The 16279-nt window shown below is 64.7% G+C and carries 15 protein-coding genes and 1 pseudogene; 6 read left to right on the top strand and 10 right to left on the bottom strand.

Going from position 1 to position 16279, the window contains the following annotated elements:
* Positions 1-156: 156 nt before the first annotated feature.
* From HKK80_RS14545 to HKK80_RS14535, 3 genes are read right to left on the bottom strand one after another with little or no spacing between them, the layout of a single operon-like run.
* A complete protein-coding gene (locus tag HKK80_RS14545; protein ID WP_411800301.1) occupies positions 157-1326 on the bottom strand; it encodes a PQQ-binding-like beta-propeller repeat protein in 1170 nt (389 codons plus the stop codon).
* 50 nt (positions 1327-1376) lie between these two features.
* The gene (locus HKK80_RS14540) at positions 1377-2828 is read right to left on the bottom strand and encodes a small ribosomal subunit Rsm22 family protein (protein WP_411800300.1); all 1452 of its coding nucleotides are present in this window, start codon (positions 2826-2828) and stop codon (positions 1377-1379) included.
* Positions 2825-3583, bottom strand: a complete 759-nt coding sequence (locus HKK80_RS14535; protein ID WP_411800299.1) for a prephenate dehydrogenase — start codon at positions 3581-3583, stop codon at positions 2825-2827. The genes HKK80_RS14540 and HKK80_RS14535 overlap by 4 nt, the downstream gene beginning before the upstream one ends.
* 233 nt (positions 3584-3816) lie before the next feature.
* Here HKK80_RS14535 and HKK80_RS14530 point away from each other — a divergent pair, with 233 nt between their 5' ends.
* Positions 3817-4392: a hypothetical protein gene (locus tag HKK80_RS14530; protein ID WP_411800298.1), complete on the top strand. Its 576-nt coding sequence runs from the start codon at positions 3817-3819 to the stop codon at positions 4390-4392.
* A gap of 7 nt (positions 4393-4399) precedes the next feature.
* On the opposite strand, the gene HKK80_RS14525 is transcribed toward HKK80_RS14530, so the two are convergent.
* Both HKK80_RS14525 and HKK80_RS14520 read right to left on the bottom strand, forming a co-directional pair.
* The gene (locus HKK80_RS14525) at positions 4400-4768 is read right to left on the bottom strand and encodes a hypothetical protein (RefSeq protein ID WP_411800297.1); all 369 of its coding nucleotides are present in this window, start codon (positions 4766-4768) and stop codon (positions 4400-4402) included.
* A 49-nt stretch (positions 4769-4817) separates the two neighbouring features.
* The gene (locus tag HKK80_RS14520; RefSeq protein ID WP_411800296.1) at positions 4818-5996 is read right to left on the bottom strand and encodes a M24 family metallopeptidase; all 1179 of its coding nucleotides are present in this window, start codon (positions 5994-5996) and stop codon (positions 4818-4820) included.
* A 320-nt stretch (positions 5997-6316) separates the two neighbouring features.
* On the opposite strand from HKK80_RS14520, the gene HKK80_RS14515 reads away from it, so the two are divergent.
* Complete coding sequence (locus tag HKK80_RS14515; RefSeq protein ID WP_411800295.1) at positions 6317-8074, top strand: DNA mismatch repair protein; 1758 nt, start codon at positions 6317-6319, stop codon at positions 8072-8074.
* Positions 8075-8095: 21 nt separating this feature from the next.
* Here the strand turns inward: HKK80_RS14515 and dnaJ are convergent, their stop codons facing one another.
* The gene (dnaJ, locus tag HKK80_RS14510) at positions 8096-9262 is read right to left on the bottom strand and encodes a molecular chaperone DnaJ (protein WP_411800294.1); all 1167 of its coding nucleotides are present in this window, start codon (positions 9260-9262) and stop codon (positions 8096-8098) included.
* A 256-nt stretch (positions 9263-9518) separates the two neighbouring features.
* Between dnaJ and HKK80_RS14505 the strand changes: the two genes are divergently transcribed.
* The 3 genes from HKK80_RS14505 to HKK80_RS14495 all read left to right on the top strand — a co-directional run bounded on the left by HKK80_RS14505 (position 9519) and on the right by HKK80_RS14495 (position 12787).
* Positions 9519-10079, top strand: a complete 561-nt coding sequence (locus tag HKK80_RS14505) for a TATA-box-binding protein (protein ID WP_411800293.1) — start codon at positions 9519-9521, stop codon at positions 10077-10079.
* A 74-nt stretch (positions 10080-10153) separates the two neighbouring features.
* On the top strand, positions 10154-10792 hold the full coding sequence (locus HKK80_RS14500) for a hypothetical protein (protein ID WP_411800292.1): 639 nt from the start codon (positions 10154-10156) through the stop codon (positions 10790-10792).
* A gap of 63 nt (positions 10793-10855) precedes the next feature.
* The gene (locus tag HKK80_RS14495) at positions 10856-12787 is read left to right on the top strand and encodes a DEAD/DEAH box helicase (RefSeq protein ID WP_411800291.1); all 1932 of its coding nucleotides are present in this window, start codon (positions 10856-10858) and stop codon (positions 12785-12787) included.
* On the opposite strand, the gene HKK80_RS14490 is transcribed toward HKK80_RS14495, so the two are convergent.
* The gene (locus HKK80_RS14490) at positions 12788-13852 is read right to left on the bottom strand and encodes a pyridoxal-phosphate-dependent aminotransferase family protein (protein WP_411800303.1); all 1065 of its coding nucleotides are present in this window, start codon (positions 13850-13852) and stop codon (positions 12788-12790) included.
* A 47-nt stretch (positions 13853-13899) separates the two neighbouring features.
* Entirely contained in the window at positions 13900-14673 is a 774-nt protein-coding gene (locus HKK80_RS14485) for a hypothetical protein (protein ID WP_411800290.1), read from the bottom strand.
* 111 nt (positions 14674-14784) lie between these two features.
* On the opposite strand from HKK80_RS14485, the gene HKK80_RS14480 reads away from it, so the two are divergent.
* Positions 14785-15288, top strand: a complete 504-nt coding sequence (locus tag HKK80_RS14480; RefSeq protein ID WP_411800289.1) for a hypothetical protein — start codon at positions 14785-14787, stop codon at positions 15286-15288.
* Between the two features lie 217 nt (positions 15289-15505).
* Here HKK80_RS14480 and HKK80_RS14475 read toward each other — a convergent pair whose 3' ends face one another.
* Both HKK80_RS14475 and HKK80_RS14470 read right to left on the bottom strand, forming a co-directional pair.
* A complete protein-coding gene (locus HKK80_RS14475; protein ID WP_411800302.1) occupies positions 15506-15856 on the bottom strand; it encodes an HPP family protein in 351 nt (116 codons plus the stop codon).
* A 4-nt stretch (positions 15857-15860) separates the two neighbouring features.
* Positions 15861-16199: pseudogene (locus HKK80_RS14470) on the bottom strand (DHH family phosphoesterase); the annotation flags it as partial.
* Between the last annotated feature and the right edge of the window lie 80 nt (positions 16200-16279).

Here is a 16279-nt window from a genome sequence, read left to right as displayed (position 1 = left end):
TTCGGTCTCTTGCGCCCCATATCTTGAATCACGCGCTCTTGGGATAGCAGCGTTTCCATCGAATCAGTCCGCCAGGGATGTGGTTGATCAGTTGGTCGATCCACCTGCCTGGCTGCTCCTAATACCGCCACAAGCAAGGTATCGAACAGCCGCCAATCAGCCGTCACCAGCCCAGCCGCCGTGGTGGCTGAGCGTCCCAAGATTCACCCGGGAGTCGACACTGGAGCCACGGACGCCGGCACCGAGGGCGTAGATCGTGCCGTCGTCGCTGGTGACAAACACCGTCTCGTTGACGACGACCGGCGCGGTGTCGACCCAGTCGCCGGTATCGGAGTGCCAGTCGCGTCGCCCGGTTGTCGTATCGATCGCGTACACATAGCCGTCGTTGCTGCCGACGTACACGTTGTCGCCGGCGACCGTCGGCGACGACCACACCCGGCCGTCGGTCTCGAAATACCATCCCCGGTCGCCGGAGGCGGCGTCGACCGCATACAGCGCGCCGTCGTCGCTGCCGACGAAGACGCTCCCCTCGGCGACCGTCGGCGATGAGTTGATCGCGTCGCCGGTAGCAAACTCCCAGCGTTTGTCACCCCACTTGGCGTCCAGTGCGTACAGTGTTCCGTCGCCGCTGCCGACGAAGACGGTGTCGCCGGCGACCGTCGGCGAGGAGCGAACCGGGCCGCCGGTTTCGAACGCCCAGCGTTGCTCGCCGGAGGCCGCACTCAGCGCGTAGACGTGGCCGTCGTCGCTGCCGATGTAGACGGTGCTGTTTGTCACCGTTGGCGAGGCATAGATCGGGCCGTCGGTGTCGACAACCCACCGCTCTCTGCCCATCTCGGCGTGTAGCGAGTACACCGAGCCGTCGCCGCCGCCGACAAAGACCGCGTTGCCGGCGACCGTCGGCGACGATTCGACAAACCGGGGCGTCTGAAACGTCCACTGTTCGTCGCCGGTGTCGGCGTCGATGGCGTAGATGTGGCCGTCGTCGCTGCCGACAAACACCCGTCCGTTGACGACCGTTGGCGCGGATTCGACGAAATCGTCGGTCTCGAACACCCACTGTTCGGCTCCACTCTCGGCATTGAGGGCGTAGACGCTATCGCCGTCGCCGCCGGCGACGACCGTTCCGCCGACAACCGTCGGGGCAGAGCCCCCGAGACCACCGGTGCTGTACGACCACATGATCTTGCCGGCGGCCTCTTCGAGCCGCAGCTGGTAGCTGTCGTCTTCATCGTCGTCGTCGGTGATCGAATCCGGAAGCTCGGCGTCAACCTCGAAATCCCAGTAGTCGCCTTTGGCTTCCAGTTTCTCCTCGTCGTCGCTCACACCCATGTTGTAGACCCCCGCCCGCAAAAATGGGACGGACGACCGCAGAGTTAGCCGGAGAGCCGATCGACGACGGTCTCGCCGTCAACAACGAGATTGTAGGCGGCCTCGTCGTCGTTCCACAACACGAGGACGTTTTCGAACGCCAACACCGCGCCGTACTCCGCCGCCGCCAGCGCGCGGTTCAGCGCGGACTGCTGTGTCAGCACCGCGTAGTGGTCGGTCGTCTGGCTCCCGTCGCCGATCCGGAAGACGGCGTTGTCGCCGTCGCTGAGATCGCCGCTCAGCTTCACCGCCAACAGATCGATCCGGTCGGTGACGTGGTCGTCCATGGCGGCCATCGTGGCGTGGCGATCCCGACTCGCTCGGAACGGATACCGTCGCTCGCCATCCCGCCGCAGCAGACTGTAGGCAAACTGCACGTCGACGTTGCGAAACGCGTCCGGATCGTCCTCGCCGGCTTCGCTCGCCGCCTCGGCGAGGCGATCCTGAAAGGCCGGCACAGCCAGCTCCGGGCGCACGTCGAACGACCAGCCGCGGTCGTCGGGCTCGACCCCGTCCCAGAGCCGCAGCCCCGGCGCGTAGACGGTCACGTCGCTGTCGTCGCTTGAAACAGCTCGCTCGATCTCACGAAGCTCGATGGCCGTGTTGCGGTCGGCGGGCTCCAACAGCAGCACCGTTCCGTCGTCGGCCAGGTGTGACAGCGATTCCTCGACGACCGCAACGGGATCGTCGAGTTCGTTGCAGACGTTGCCGAAGACGATCAGATCAAACGGGTCGTCTGCGTCGCCCGAATCGTAGTCGAAGGCCTCGATCGTCGACCGGTGGATCGTCGATCGGAAGTTGCGGTTGGTTTCGCCTAGCACGCGATCCAGTACGTCGGCCGCCGCGCTTGGCTCGACGGCGTGGTAGTCGACGAGGCCGGCTGTCGGCTCGCGGTCGTCCGCGTCATCAAAGACAAAATCATGCAGCCCGAGTGCCGGCCCGCCGACGCCGGCCCCCACATCGAGGACGCGCATCGACGCCGGCAACAGCCCGCGTTCGGTGAGCGTCGCCAACACGTAGCCGATCGCGGCGTAGTACGCTGGCAGGTGGTAGATCGCGTAGCCGGCAGCGGTCGCCGCGTCGTATTCGATATCCTCGCCGGCGAGGTAGCCGGCTTTTAGCTCCCGGATCGTCGACCGAAGCGTCGTTCCCGATTCGCCGCGGTGCCAGTTGGCTCCGTACTGTTGAACGAGGAAATTCTCGACCGCACGGCTGTAGTCGGCTGGCAACGCCGTTGGCGACCACTCCCGGTGGGCAACGGTTTCCGTCTCAAGCGGCACAAAGGTTCCATCCGCGCGTTCGACGAGGCCGAGATCGAACGCCTCCTCCCGGAGCGTCTGGGCAACGACGGCGGGGTGTGGCTGGCCCTCGATGTATTCGGCGATCTCATCGGGATCGATCGGTCGCACCTGCTGGAGATACTTCGCGTTCGAGCGAACCGCCTCTCGGTCGATCACTCGTCACTCACCCGGCTGTCGGCGTCGACGTTGCGCTTGGCCTCGACAAAGAGGTCGGCGAAGGTGTCGCTGTCGGCCTCGGCGATCTCTTGGGCGGCCACCGCGATATCGTCGGCCCCGTCGAAGGCCGCCTGGATCTCGCTGTACACCTCGGGGCTGCCCTCGGTGACCGTCGCCGCCAGCGATTCGAGCTGTTCGGACACCGGGGTGGCGAACTCCTCGCGGATGTCGCCGGCGACAAGCGCGTAAGCGAGGACGGCCGTATGGGCACCCGCCTGAATCGTCTCCATCGCCGCGTCGTGTTCGGCCGCCGTTGTCTCGAAGACGGTGTTGCCGGCCTCGACCATGGCCTCCTGGATCGCATCCAGCGTCGGCCCCGCGGTTGCGGTGACGACCGCGATATTGCCAGGCACCCGCGGCGGCGCGAACAGTGGATGAAAACTCGCTCGCTCGCAGTCGGGGGCGTGGTCGGCCATCGCCGCCAGCGGCCGATCCATCACCCCGGAGATATCGAAGACGGCCGCCTCCGCCAGCGGCGCGTAGGTGGCGATCGCCTCGTCGACGACCGACATCGGCACCGCAAGCCCGACCACATCGAAGGATTCCTGGGTGTCGCTCGGAACTGCCCGCGCCGATCGAGGTTCGGCTGCCGCCGCGGCGACGGCTGGATCAGCATCCGTGAACGCAACGTCGGCGTCGATGGTGTCGGCCAGCCACCGCCCCATCTCGCCCGCGCCGACGACGAGTAGCTTCATACCCGCTCTTCCGGATGGTGTTTCAAAAGGTGTTCGATGGGGGCCACGCCCCGCTGTCGTCGGTCGCTCGGTGTTGTGTCGGTGGGCTGTCGGTAACCTCACCCCCTCCGTGCTGTCGCCACCTGATCGGCCTAGAGCATATTAGGTATTTATCCGTATTTATCCAAATTCTTTTATGATTACTATCCTTTCTCTCTAACATAAAACCCATACATGCCGATATTCGTTCAGTAATGAGTAATAAACTAACACATTCCGGGCACGATGAATCGTACAGTGCTGTCGGGGCGACGGCCGCAGATCAGGCGGCGCTCGAAGCGTTCGTCCGTGACGCCGAAAACGGTGCCTACGACGACGGCGACGCCGAGAATCTCGCCGCGGCCGTTGAGGCCATCCAGATGCTGTTGGAGACGCCAGCATCCGCTGAGTCGACGACCGAACCGACACCAGCAGCAACAAAATGGGCCGACGCAGCCGACTACAGTGCGGCGACAGATGATGACGCCGCGACAGCCGTTGCATCCCATCCGATCGACCGCATTGAGCTTCCCGACGCTGTCGACGCGACGGCCGCACGGACGGCGTATAATGCGGTCTTAGAGTTTCTTGTCGCTGCCGGGCCGGCGACCGATGGTGAGATCGCGGCCGGTGTCATGCCGGCGTACTCTCTCGGTTACACGCCACCATCGGCGACCGACTCGGAGGCAGGTATCTGGTGGCACAAGGTGATCGAACCCGCCCTTGACGCCGATGCAACCGTCAGCTACGATCCGCTCTACGGCTACACACTTGGCGGCCGCCACGCGTGATGGAGGGCTACCCAACCGCATCAAACCGCACCGCTTCATCCGGGATCGTCTCGCCGTCGTGATCTTGGAGTGTTTCGAAGGTAAGCGTGATCGATGCCGGCGGCACAGCCTCGCTGAACCGGATCGTAAACAGCGACGCGGGATCGCTGAGCGCGCCCGCCTCGCCGGTCATATCGACGGCCCGGGCGCGGACGAACGCCGCGCCCACGCCGCCGTCGACGATCTCGAAGTAGCGTTCCAACAGGCCCGGTTCGACAGCTTCGATGGTGGCTTCGCCGTCGGCATCACAGGCGATCCGGGCGGTGTACTTTCGAACGCCGGCCGGCGCGTCCGTGACGACGACGCTGACGGCGGCCGTGTTCTGGGTGTCGCTCATACCAGTGTGTTGGCCGCCTGCAGCCTGTGGGTTTCGGTTTGGCACCGATTCAGCCGACCACAAACTCCCGTGGGTAGTCGGTCAGATTATCGTAACCGTCCTCGGTGACGACGATGATGTCCTCGATGCGAACGCCGCCCACATCGGGATCGTAGAGCCCGGGTTCGACCGTGATGACCTGTCCCGCCGCAAGATCGCCGCCCTCGGTGCTGAGCCGCGGCTGTTCGTGGATCGCCAACCCGACACCGTGGCCGGTCGTGTGAATAAAGCCGGTTTCGGTCGACGGATCGGTGCGAAATGTGGGCAGCCCGGCGTCCTCGTAAACCTCGCAGGCGGCGGCATGCACGTCCGCGCCGCTCGCGCCGGCTTCGACCGCACCGAGGGCGGCATCGAGGGCGCGCTCGGTGAGATCGTACCATTCGCTGATCGTCTCGCCGGGCTCGCCGACACAGAAGGTGCGGGTCATATCCGCGTGGTAGCCCGTGGTCTTATCCTGCGGGAAGATGTCGATGATGATCGCCTCGTCGGCCCGCAGCGGGCCGCTGCCGCGCTCGTGGGGATCGGCGGCTTGGGCGCCGCCGGCGACGATCGTCGAGTCGAGCCCGTAGCCGTCTTCCAGCAGCGTCGCCTCGATCTCGTGTTTGACGCGCTCGCTGGTGAGGGGCTCGCCCTCGTGGCTGAGTCGCCCATTGCTGTCGACGCTCGCCGCCGCCAGTAGCGACTCGGCGGCTGCCATCGCCGCCTCGTTGGCGCGTTGGGCCGCGCGGATGTGGTCGATCTCGTCGGGGTGTTTTACCGCTCGGATATCCATCAACACGTCGTCGGTGTCGACGCTGACGGTGTGGCCCTGCTCGCGAAGCCCATCGGCCGTCGACAGCGGGAACCGATCAGGGACAAAGACGCTGTCGACACCGCAGTCGGCCAGAAACGCGCTGTTGACCCGGTGGCTGGCTTCGGTTGGGCCATAGTCGTCGACGAGCTGGCGACGGTCGTAGTCGGTTGGGCGTTTTACTGTGTCGGCGCGGCTCTCGGTGACCGCGCGGCCGTACTCCAGCCCGGAGACGAGGACGGCGAGGCCGTCGGGCGTATAACAGGTCAAAAACGGATCGGGGGCGTCGAACCCTGAGAGGTATCGTTGGTTCGGGTCGGTGCTGTCGGCGTCGATGAGATAGCCGTCGACATCGTGGTCGGCGAGGTGGTCGTCGAGGGCGGGGAGATCCGGCTCCATACTGGTGTTTAACAGCCTGGATACGTAGTGGTCTCGTTTTGAACGGTCAATGCAGTGTGTCCGGACAATCAGTTGTCTAAGGAAGAGCAGTATCGAAAGCCCTCGACGCGCTCGACTCCCGGGACTCGCTGCGCGCTTCGTCGCTCGCTTCGCTCGCTCCTGTAGTGCTTACATCGTCCGGGTTCGTCGAGCGCGTCTCGCCCTTTCAGTCCGCCAGGGCGGCAGTTGGTCGGCTGGCCATCGTGTCAAGTTGCTTGCCCGGTGTAAATGACCGGTCGCCGCATAACAAACGCTAAGCCGCCGGCTCCAAACCCTCGGATATGCGCTTAGAGGAGTTTTGGGGCATCGGGCCGAAGACGGCCGCGCTGCTCCGTGAGTCGATCGGCGAACCCGACGCCATCGCCGCCATTGAGAACGCCGACATCCGGACGCTCGCCGCCGCTGGCGTCCCCCGCGGGCGGGCGGTTAGGATCCTCCGGCGGGCCAGCGGCACCGACGGCATCGAGGTGCTCGGCACTGGCGACACCCGCGATGTCTACGACGAGCTACTGTCGGTCGCCAGCGGGTACGCTCTCACGAACCACGCCGCCGACCGAATCCGCGTGATGACGCCGCTGTCGACACGGGAGGCGATGGCCGATCGCCTCGATCGCGTGTTGGCCGCGAAAGCCGCCTGGATCGATCTCGGCGACGACGACCGCAAGCGGGTGATCGACGCCTTCGACGCCTACGATGACGCCGACGGCACCGACAGCGCGGCCGTCGAGGCCGCACTCGAACTCGATGCTGTCGGGCTTGCGGGCGAACCGTTCGACGCCTTAGCTGGGATCGACAGCGACGCCCTCGAAGCGGCGAAAGGTGCGCTCGGAGCTGTCCGGGAGACCGATGACGGCGTGGTCGTCGGGGAGGGTGCCGACGACGAACTCGACGCACTTCGAGCCGAGCGCGACGCGGCAGCCGATCTCAACAACGCCGCCTTCGATATCATCGAAACGGTTCGGAGCGACGGCGTCCGCGATATGGACGCGCTGCAGGCGGGTGTCATCGAGCATATTGCGAGCGAGACTGGGATCGAACCGCCGCGGGTGCGGTCGGCCGCAGCCGACGACGCTGTTGACGCTGCCGACTTCGTCAGCCAGACACTGCGCGCGCTGGTCGATGACCTCGAAACCGCGGTCGACGAGCGGGAGGCAACCGTCGCCGCCGAGCTACAGGATCGCATCGGCGCGGCCGACGCCGACGTGACCGCCGCCGTCACCGCCATCGGCGACATCGCCCTTGAGCTCTCATTGGGTCGGTTTGCGGCCGCCTTCGATCTGCAGCGACCCGAACTCGTCGACGACGGGTTGGCGGTGCGAAACGCGCGCAACCTCTTCCTTGACGGCGACGTACAGCCGATCACCTACGCGGTTGGAACCCACGGCCTCACCGACACCGCCCGGTCGCTGTCGCCGCCGACCGATGATCGCGTGGCGGTGCTAACTGGGGCGAACTCCGGCGGGAAGACGACGCTACTGGAGACGCTGAGCCAGGTTGCCCTCTTGGCCGCGATGGGGCTGCCAGTACCGGCCGACGAGGCCGAGGTTGGGCAGTTTGAGACCATCGTCTTCCACCGCCGCCACGCCTCGTTCAACGCTGGCGTCCTCGAATCGACGCTGAAATCCATTGTGCCGCCGCTGACGGGTGATGGCCGGACGCTCATGTTGGTCGATGAGTTCGAGGCGATCACCGAACCCGGGCGGGCGGCGGATCTGCTCAACGGGTTGGTGTCGCTGACCGTCGACCAGTCGGCTCTCGGCGTCTACGTAACCCATCTCGCCGACGATCTGAGCCCGCTGCCCGAGACCGCCCGGATCGACGGCATCTTCGCGGAGGGGCTTGACCCCGAGCTTGAACTCCAGGTCGACTACCAGCCGCGGTTTGGCACTGTGGGCAAATCGACCCCGGAGTTCATCGTCTCACGGCTTGTCGCCAACGCGACCGACCGCGCCGAGCGCGCCGGCTTCGAGTCGCTGGCGGCAGCAGTCGGCGAAGAGGCGGTACAGCGCACGCTGTCGGATGTTGAGTGGCAGCAGTAGGCCTACCGGCAAGCAGCTACCTCAGAAGCTGTTTTTGATCTTTTCGAAGAAGCCCTCGGAGACATCGACCTCCTCGCCGCCGGCCTCGGCGAAGGCTTCGAGTGCCTCCTTCTGGTCGTCGTTGAGCGACTCGGGGGTGACGACCTGAATGGTCACATACAGGTGGCCGTTACGCCGGCTGCGGAGCTTCGGCATCCCGAGCCCTTTCAGCCGAAACCGCTCGCCGCTTTGGGTGCCCTCGGGGATGTCGAGTTTCTTTGGGCCGTCCAGCGTCGGCACCTCGATGGTGTCGCCGAAGACGGCCTGCGGGAATGAGATCGGCTGATTGTAATGCAGGTCGTCGCCGTCGCGTTCGAACTCCTCGTGCTCTTGAACCTCGACATCGATGAGAAGATCGCCGGGCGGGCCGCCATTTTCGCCGGGCGCGCCCTCGCCGTCCATCCGGAGGGTCTGGCCGCTTTTGATGCCGGCCGGCACCTCGACGGTCAGCGTTACCTCGTTTTCGACGATCCCGTCGCCGCCGCAGGTGCCACAGGTCTGGTCGGCGACCTCGCCCTCGCCGCCGCAGCGGGGACAGGTCGATCGCTGCTGGACGCGGCCGAACGGCGTCTGTTGGACTTGCCGCACCTCGCCGGCCCCGTTACATTCCGGACAGGTCGAAACCTCCGCCTCCGGCGGGTGGCCCTCACCGCCACAGGTGTCACACTCCTCGGGGCGGGTGACGGTGAACTCCTTGTCGACGCCCTCGTAGGCCTCTTCGAGGGTGATCTCCATCGATGTGCGGAGATTCCGGCCCTGCCGGGGGCGGTTGCCACCGCCGCCACCGCCGCCGCGGCCGCCGCCGAAGAACTGCTCGAAGATGTCCTCGAAGCCGCCGCCGCCACCGCCGCCACCGCCGAAGCCACCCATGCCGCCCATCCCGCCGGCTCCGCCGCGGCCGTCGTCGAAGCCGCCGCGCTTTTCGGCCTCTTCGAACCGCTCGTGGCCCATCTGGTCGTAGGCCTGGCGTTTCTCCTCGTCGGTCAACACCTCCTTGGCCGTCTTGATCTTCTTGAACTTCTCCTCGGCGTCGGGCTCATCGCTCACGTCCGGATGGTATTTCGAGGCTTTTTCTCTGTAGGCCTGCTTGATCTCGTCTTCTGAGGCGTCACGTGAGACGCCCAGCACATCATAGAAGTCCTCGCTCATCAGTTATCCTTCGCTAGTTAGCGCGACTACTTGAAAAACGCGGCTTCCGGACTCACCTTCGAGACGCCCGCAACGACGCCTGCTGGCTCGGTTCGGCTATCTCCGGTGGTGTGCGTGTCTTCGGTGTCGACGACGAATCGGATTCATTGTCGACGACGGATGGCGTTCATCGTTGACGACGACTCAGCCGAACCCGCCGTCGCCGAAAGCGTTTATAAGGGGGCCTTTTATCCCTTGGGCACCTCCATACAGACCAATGAGCGCGCCGGCTGACTCCATCGAGATCCAGAACGTTGTCGCATCGACGGGGATCGGGCAGGAACTCGACCTCGAAGCACTCGCCACCGACCTGCCGGGGGCGGACTTCAACCCGGATAATTTCCCCGGGTTAGTCTACCGCACCCAGGAGCCGAAGGCCGCCGCGTTGATCTTCCGATCCGGCAAGATCGTCTGTACCGGCGCGAAAAGCATCGACGACGTGCATGAGGCTCTCGACATCATCTTTAGCAAGCTTCGAGATCTGGGGATTCCAGTTGAGGATACCCCCGAGATCACCGTCCAGAACATCGTTTCCAGCGCGGATCTGGGCCACAGTCTCAACCTCAACGCGCTGGCGATCGGGCTGGGGCTGGAAGACGTTGAGTACGAACCCGAGCAGTTCCCCGGGCTCGTCTACCGGATGGACGACCCCGAGGTCGTGATCCTGCTGTTCGGCAGCGGGAAGGTCGTCATCACCGGCGGGAAAACAGTCGACGACGCGAGTGCGGCTGTCGAACGGATCGTCGACCGCATCGACGAACTGGGCTTGCTCGGCTAACCGCCCGAAAAGACGGTCGGGGGCACTCCATTTTGCATGAAAACTTATATTCCTCCCTGTGATACGTTCACGTAGTGGCATCCAGACAGCCCGGTCCGGGTGTCGAGGAGACGCCCGGCGGTAGGTCGCTTCCCGAACCGACGGCGTACGCCGACGCGGTCGGCCGCGCCGAACCGAGTGCCGACACGCCAAGCCGGCACCGTTCTCCCGAGGATCCCCCACCGCGGACGCCCGCGGTGTATGCCCACACAGACCACTTCCGGCAGCGACTGCACCAGCAGGGCCGGTATGTGTCTGTCCCGATCGTCGCAGAGGCGATCAAACAGGGGCAACTCCGCTGGAACACAACCGACGGCTGGCGGTTCGCGCTCGTGAAACACGGCGTCAGATACGTGATCGTCGTCAGCGACACCGAAACTCAGTCACCGGTCGTCGTCACCGGCTGGACGGCGATCGACGACTGGGAAACCGCGCATACGGACTCCAGATGGAACGAGACCGACCTCCAGACGATCCGACTGCGGGCGGATCTCAGCAGTCACCGTGACGAACAGATCCCCGACCGGATTCGGCCCCGCGCTGTCGACCGCGCCTTCGAGATCGGCGGCCACCGCGTCGTCACCGAGGCCGGCGCGGGCTCAGTGGAGTGTGTCGACTGCGGCGGTCGGTTCCGCTCGAAGGACGAACTGAAACGGCGACACTGCCGGCGGTAGGTCGTCCCCTCCTGTCCACCGTCGGTCACAACGGGTTTGTGGCTCGACAGCCTTGCTCACCCAATGACCGATCCCGACCGCGATATCGACGACAGCGAGTCCTCTCCCGATATCTCTCCCGCAACTGATGGCGACGCTGCCGACGAAGGTGACCGTCCGGATGACGCCGACGCAACCGAGCTCCCGGCGTCGTCGCTCTCGCTGGATGACTTCTACGAGGTTGTTGATGCCGAGGAGCGACCGGTGCTCACGGCCAGCCAAGTCGCCCGTCGACTTGATTGTAGCCGCGAGGAAGCGAAAGCGGGACTTGACGCCCTCGAAACCGCGGGCAAACTCGACAGCGCGGATGTTGAACACGACCCAGTCGTCTGGTACCCCTCAACTGTCGGCGACCTCGCTGGCCGCGAGCGCGTCGTTCTCTTTCCGACCCGCCGGGAGATCGTCGTCGACGAGCCGACCCAGTACACCCGCGCGCAACTCGCGCAGTTCGCCCACCTTGTCGACTCGACCGGCACCGAACCCGGCACCCGCGGCTATCTCTACCGGGTTCGACAAGAGGACATCTGGGCCGCACCGTACGACGACCTCGACGACTTGCTCGCGGCGATGCACTCGGTGTTGCCACGTGAGTCGCCGCATCTCGATGAGTGGGTGACGGCGCAGTGGGAGCGCGCCAGCCAGTTCATCCTGCGAACCCACGACGACGGCTACACCGTCTTGGAGGCCGCCAACGAGAACTTGATGGGGAATGTCGCCGACCAGAAACTCCCTGAGGACGCCCTGCGCGCGCCGATCTCCGACACCGAGGCGTGGGTCAACAGCGACGAGGTCGCGGCGGTCAAGCGGACGCTCTACGAGGCGGGCTACCCGGTCGCCGACGACCGCGATCTCGACACCGGCGACGCCCTCGATGCTGAGTTGACGGCGACACTCCGAGAGTACCAGCAGGCGTGGGTCGACACGTTCCTTGACCAGCAGGCTGGCGTCTTCGTCGGCCCACCGGGCAGCGGGAAAACCATCGCTGCCATCGCCGCGCTCGTCGCGGTCGGCGGCGAGACGCTGATTCTCGTGCCGAGTCGTGAACTCGCCGCCCAGTGGCGCGAAGAGCTGACGACCCACTCAACGCTGACCGATGCCGATATCGGTGAGTACCACGGCGGCACGAAGGAGATCCGGCCGGTCACTATCGCCACCTACCAGACCGCCGGCATGGATCGCCACCGGCAGCTGTTCGATTCCCGCGGCTGGGGGCTGATCGTCTACGATGAAGTCCAGCACATCCCGAGTCCGATTTTCCGCCGGAGCACCCAACTGCAGGCCGCGCATCGATTGGGGCTCTCGGCGACGCCAGTCCGGGAAGACGACAAGGAAAAAGAGATTTTCACCCTCATTGGCCCGCCAATCGGCACCGATTGGGCCGCGCTCTTCGAGGCCGGGTTCGTCGCCGAACCCGAGGTGCAGATCCGTTATGTGCCGTGGCGCGACGATGACGCGAAAAATGCCTATTCGAGCGCCGACACGCAGGATCGACATCGCATTGCGGCCCAAAACCCTGCGAAGATCGACGAGATCCGCACCCTTCGCGGGCGACACCCCGACGCGAAGACGCTGATCTTCGTCGACTACCTCGATCAGGGCGAGGCAATCGCCGAGGCTCTCGATGTCCCGTTCATCAGCGGCGAAACCGCCCACCACGAACGCCAGCGGCAGTTCGCCGCGTTCCGCGACGGCAGCCAGCGGACGCTCGTCGTTTCCCGGATCGCCGACGAGGGGATTGATCTGCCGAACGCCGAACTCGCGGTCGTTGCCTCCGGCCTTGGCGGCTCCAGGCGGCAGGGCACCCAACGGGCCGGCCGGACGATGCGGCCCGTCGGCAACGCGGTGTTGTACGTCTTGGCGACCCGCGGCAGCCGCGAGGAGGATTTCGCGCAGCGACAGATGCGACATCTGGCGGGCAAGGGTGTCCGGATCAGCGAAACGACGATCAGCGAGTAGCTACGCGATCACGTCGGCGATGGCGTCCATCACGCGGTCGACTTTCTCGACATCCGCGTTGTAGCCCATGTGACCGACCCGGAGGATGTCGTCGGCGAGATCGCCGAGGCTCGTCGCCAGCACGATATCGTGGTCGTCCTCAACGCGTTGGCGAACGTCCTGTGCCTCTCCCGGCATGTGGAACGCTGTCACCGTCGGCGACGCCCGCGACTGGTCGGGATACAGTGACAGTCCGATTTCACGACCACGCTGGCGACACTGCTCGGCGGCCCGCTCGTGACGATCCTGTACAGCTTCGATCCCTTCGTCGAGCACGCGCTGCACTGCCACATCGAGGGCGGCGACGTTGGCGTCAAGATGCGTGTACGGGAAGCCGTCGCTAGTATCGCGCCACGGCAGAAAATTCGTGTACAGCGAGGTCGGCTCTCGCTGTTCCATCGCCGCCCACGCGCGGTCGCTGACGGCCGCCGTCGTGAGACCGGGCGGCGCGCTGAAACACTTCTGGGACGCGCCGAGACAGACATCGATCCGGTCGGTCGGCACCGGCGTCCCGCCGAGTGAGGAGACGGCGTCGACAACGCTCAGAACGTCGTACCCGTCGAGCAGGTCGAGTACGGGCGAGAGGTCGTTGAGTGCCCCGGTCGGCGTCTCGCAGTGAACCAGCGTCGCCAGTTTGAATGGCTCGTCTGCTTCCTCGGCGTCGGCGAGAGCGGCTTCGACCGCGTCAAGATCGTAGCCCGCGTCGTAGTCGGCCGAGACGAGTTCGGCCTCGCCGTCGTAGCTGTCGACGAAGTCGGCAAATCCTTCACCGTAGAGCCCGTTGGCGATACAGAGCACCCGGTCGCCAGGCGCGACCAGCGAGGCGATGGCGGCTTCCAGTCCGAGAATCCCCTCGCCACCGGGAACGATCACGTCGTGGTCGGTGTCGTAGACCTGTTGGAGGTTTTCACAGAGCCGGTCGTATCGCTCGGCGAACTCGGGTGGGACGGCCGAATTCGGCTGCGGTTCGGCCATCGCCTCTCGCACTTCCGGTGGGACGGCGGTCGGCCCCGGCGTGAACAACATGGCTGTTCGTCGGCGGGCGACCCAGTAGTCGGTTGCGATCCCGGGCGTTATTCGATGTCGGCGGGTTCGTCCCATTTCTCGTCGGCATCGACCGGCTCGATGGCGTGGCTGATTTCGGTCTCCGCGTAGTCGATCTCGTCGAGCACCATACTCAGCCGTTGCCAGCGCGCGCTCTGCTCGTCTTCGCCTTCCGGGCCGACGCGCGCGCCGCGCGTCTTGAAAAAGCGCGTGCCGCGGTCGCGTTTGGCTCCTTCGCCGGTGTGACCGTCGAAGATCGCATCGAATCGGCCTTCGGGTTCGAGATCGCCAGCCGGGAAATCGAACCGCGGTTCCTCGCCCGCTTCGCGGGCCGTAGCGCGTTCGTCGGCGACTTTGCGAAAGTACTCGTCGGCGTTGGCGGCCTCTCGCGTCGAGGTCGCTCGTGCGGCCGCCAGGGCGGCGTGGATCGCACAGAGGCGTTGCCGCCAGTCGTCGTTTGCCCAGCGGTCGGTCGCCAGTTCCTCGTATCGTTGGATCGTCAGCGCGACCGACTCGCCGGCCCGGAGGTCTTCGACGACATAGAGGTTGAGGCGATCCCAGAGGTTCCAGCCGTAGCCCGACCGCTGGAGTTCCCACGCGGCCCAGGCCGCGACTTCTTCGTCGGAGCGACGGACGGCCTTTTGAAGCAGGCTGGAGACGGTATAGCGGCTGTAGCCGCCGTCGGTTTCGTCGGCCTGCTTCGGCTCGCCGAAGTCGTTTTCCGTGTCGGCGTCGGGGTCGCGCTCGGTGTCGAGGTCGCCGTCGCTGCCGAACGTCGCCTGTCGGGGCTCGTCGTCGGCCATATCGGCTGTGAGAGTGGCGGCGGCTAAAACGCGACGACTGACTACGATGGCAGAATCGGGACTCACGACCGTATCACTCAAGCAGATCGACTGGTTTGGACATCATATCCGATGGGTGAACAGGCCGACGGCGATTCGTCACGAATTACTGATCTATCGTCGCTCGATCCGGAGAACTTCAAGTTTCGCAACGAGAAGTTCCTACTGAATCGGTCGCTCCACTACGACAATCCACACGACAGGTCGATCTCCGAACAGCGTGACGATATCTGGCGAGTCAGAAACGGTGATATCGCTCGTGTACTTGAGGAGTTCCCGACCGATCGACCACTTCCGGAACAGTGCGCGCTCTGGATGCACGCTGTCGTCGGCAAACACTTCTTTGAGGATGCCAACCACCGCACAGCGATTGCGCTGTTACGAAAACTGCTCGCTGACAATGATCTTGATGTCGATCAGTGGCCGACTGACCGAGTTCGGACAGCACGCGATGAATCCCACGCAGTTCGTCAGGACATACCGCCCGTTCGGCTCGATACGTTGTATGAAAAAGACGAGCTCTACCGTGTCTGGTACGAGTTTTTCACTGATGTACTGCCGGATACATACTGCTAAGATTACGCGTCGGGATCGCTCTCTTCGTCAGCAAGGGCTTCATACAGCTCCTTGTTTTCCTCGACATCTCGCGCCATGTCTTTCTCGCTCTCCCAGTTCATTCTGTTTCCCTCTAATGGCTCCTGAATCTAAAGCGTTCCTCTACAGGACACGCTTTTGCTGCAGGTTTCTCTATAGTTTCGTAAACCAAGCTCGATAGTGCGCGGTTTGCTGGATATCATGCCGACTGCGTGATTGCTATATCACTATTAACACGCTTGACGACTCGCTCGCCGGCCGCGTTGACGCCGACGAGGATCGCCACCGCGACGACAATAATCCCGACCTGCCGTGCCGTCGACAACAACCCAAGTGAGACGATCAGCGTCGTTGCACACGCTGGCGGGTGGACGGCGTCGGTGGCGATCATCGCCCAACTCGTCAGCATGATCGACAGCGTCGCACTCGCTGCCAACCCCAGTCCTGCGGTCGACAGCGGCGGTGGCGTGGCCGTGATCGCTACCTGCCCGCCCAGCAGCGACCACGCGAGCAAGCCGGCCAGCCCGCAGATGAGGTGACTGCCGACGATGCGAGCTGAGCCGGGGCGGTCGCTGTCGTGTTTGAATGCGAGGACGAACGCGGTCGTGGAGGAAGCCGGCGGCGTCGTACTCGGCGGATGTCGCCCCGCGCAGGAAGTTCAGCGTCTCCCGCCGGATAGCGAACAGCAGCGCGGTCGCCAGCATGGCATCGACCTCCATATCGAGGGCTTCGACGTACTCGGCGAGGATCGTCGCCGCCGCGCCGTGATCGATGAACCGGGCCTCGATTGATTCCGCGGGGTGGTGGTCGATTACGATATCGATGGCCGTCTCCGGCGGGACGTTGTTGTTCGCGCCTGGCGTCGAGTGATCGACGAACGCGATGAGGGAGTCCTCAGTGTAGCTTCAGACTTAGACTGTCTAGTTTAACCTCTCTGGGAGCATATCTACAGGAATGAGCCGGAAACAGCACG

Origin of the sequence: Halonotius sp. F2-221B (assembly GCF_046719765.1) — an archaeon.
Lineage (GTDB): Archaea > Halobacteriota > Halobacteria > Halobacteriales > Haloferacaceae > Halonotius.
The sequence above is the reverse complement of the archived record's forward strand: the minus strand, read 5'-3'. Positions and strand labels throughout refer to the sequence as shown.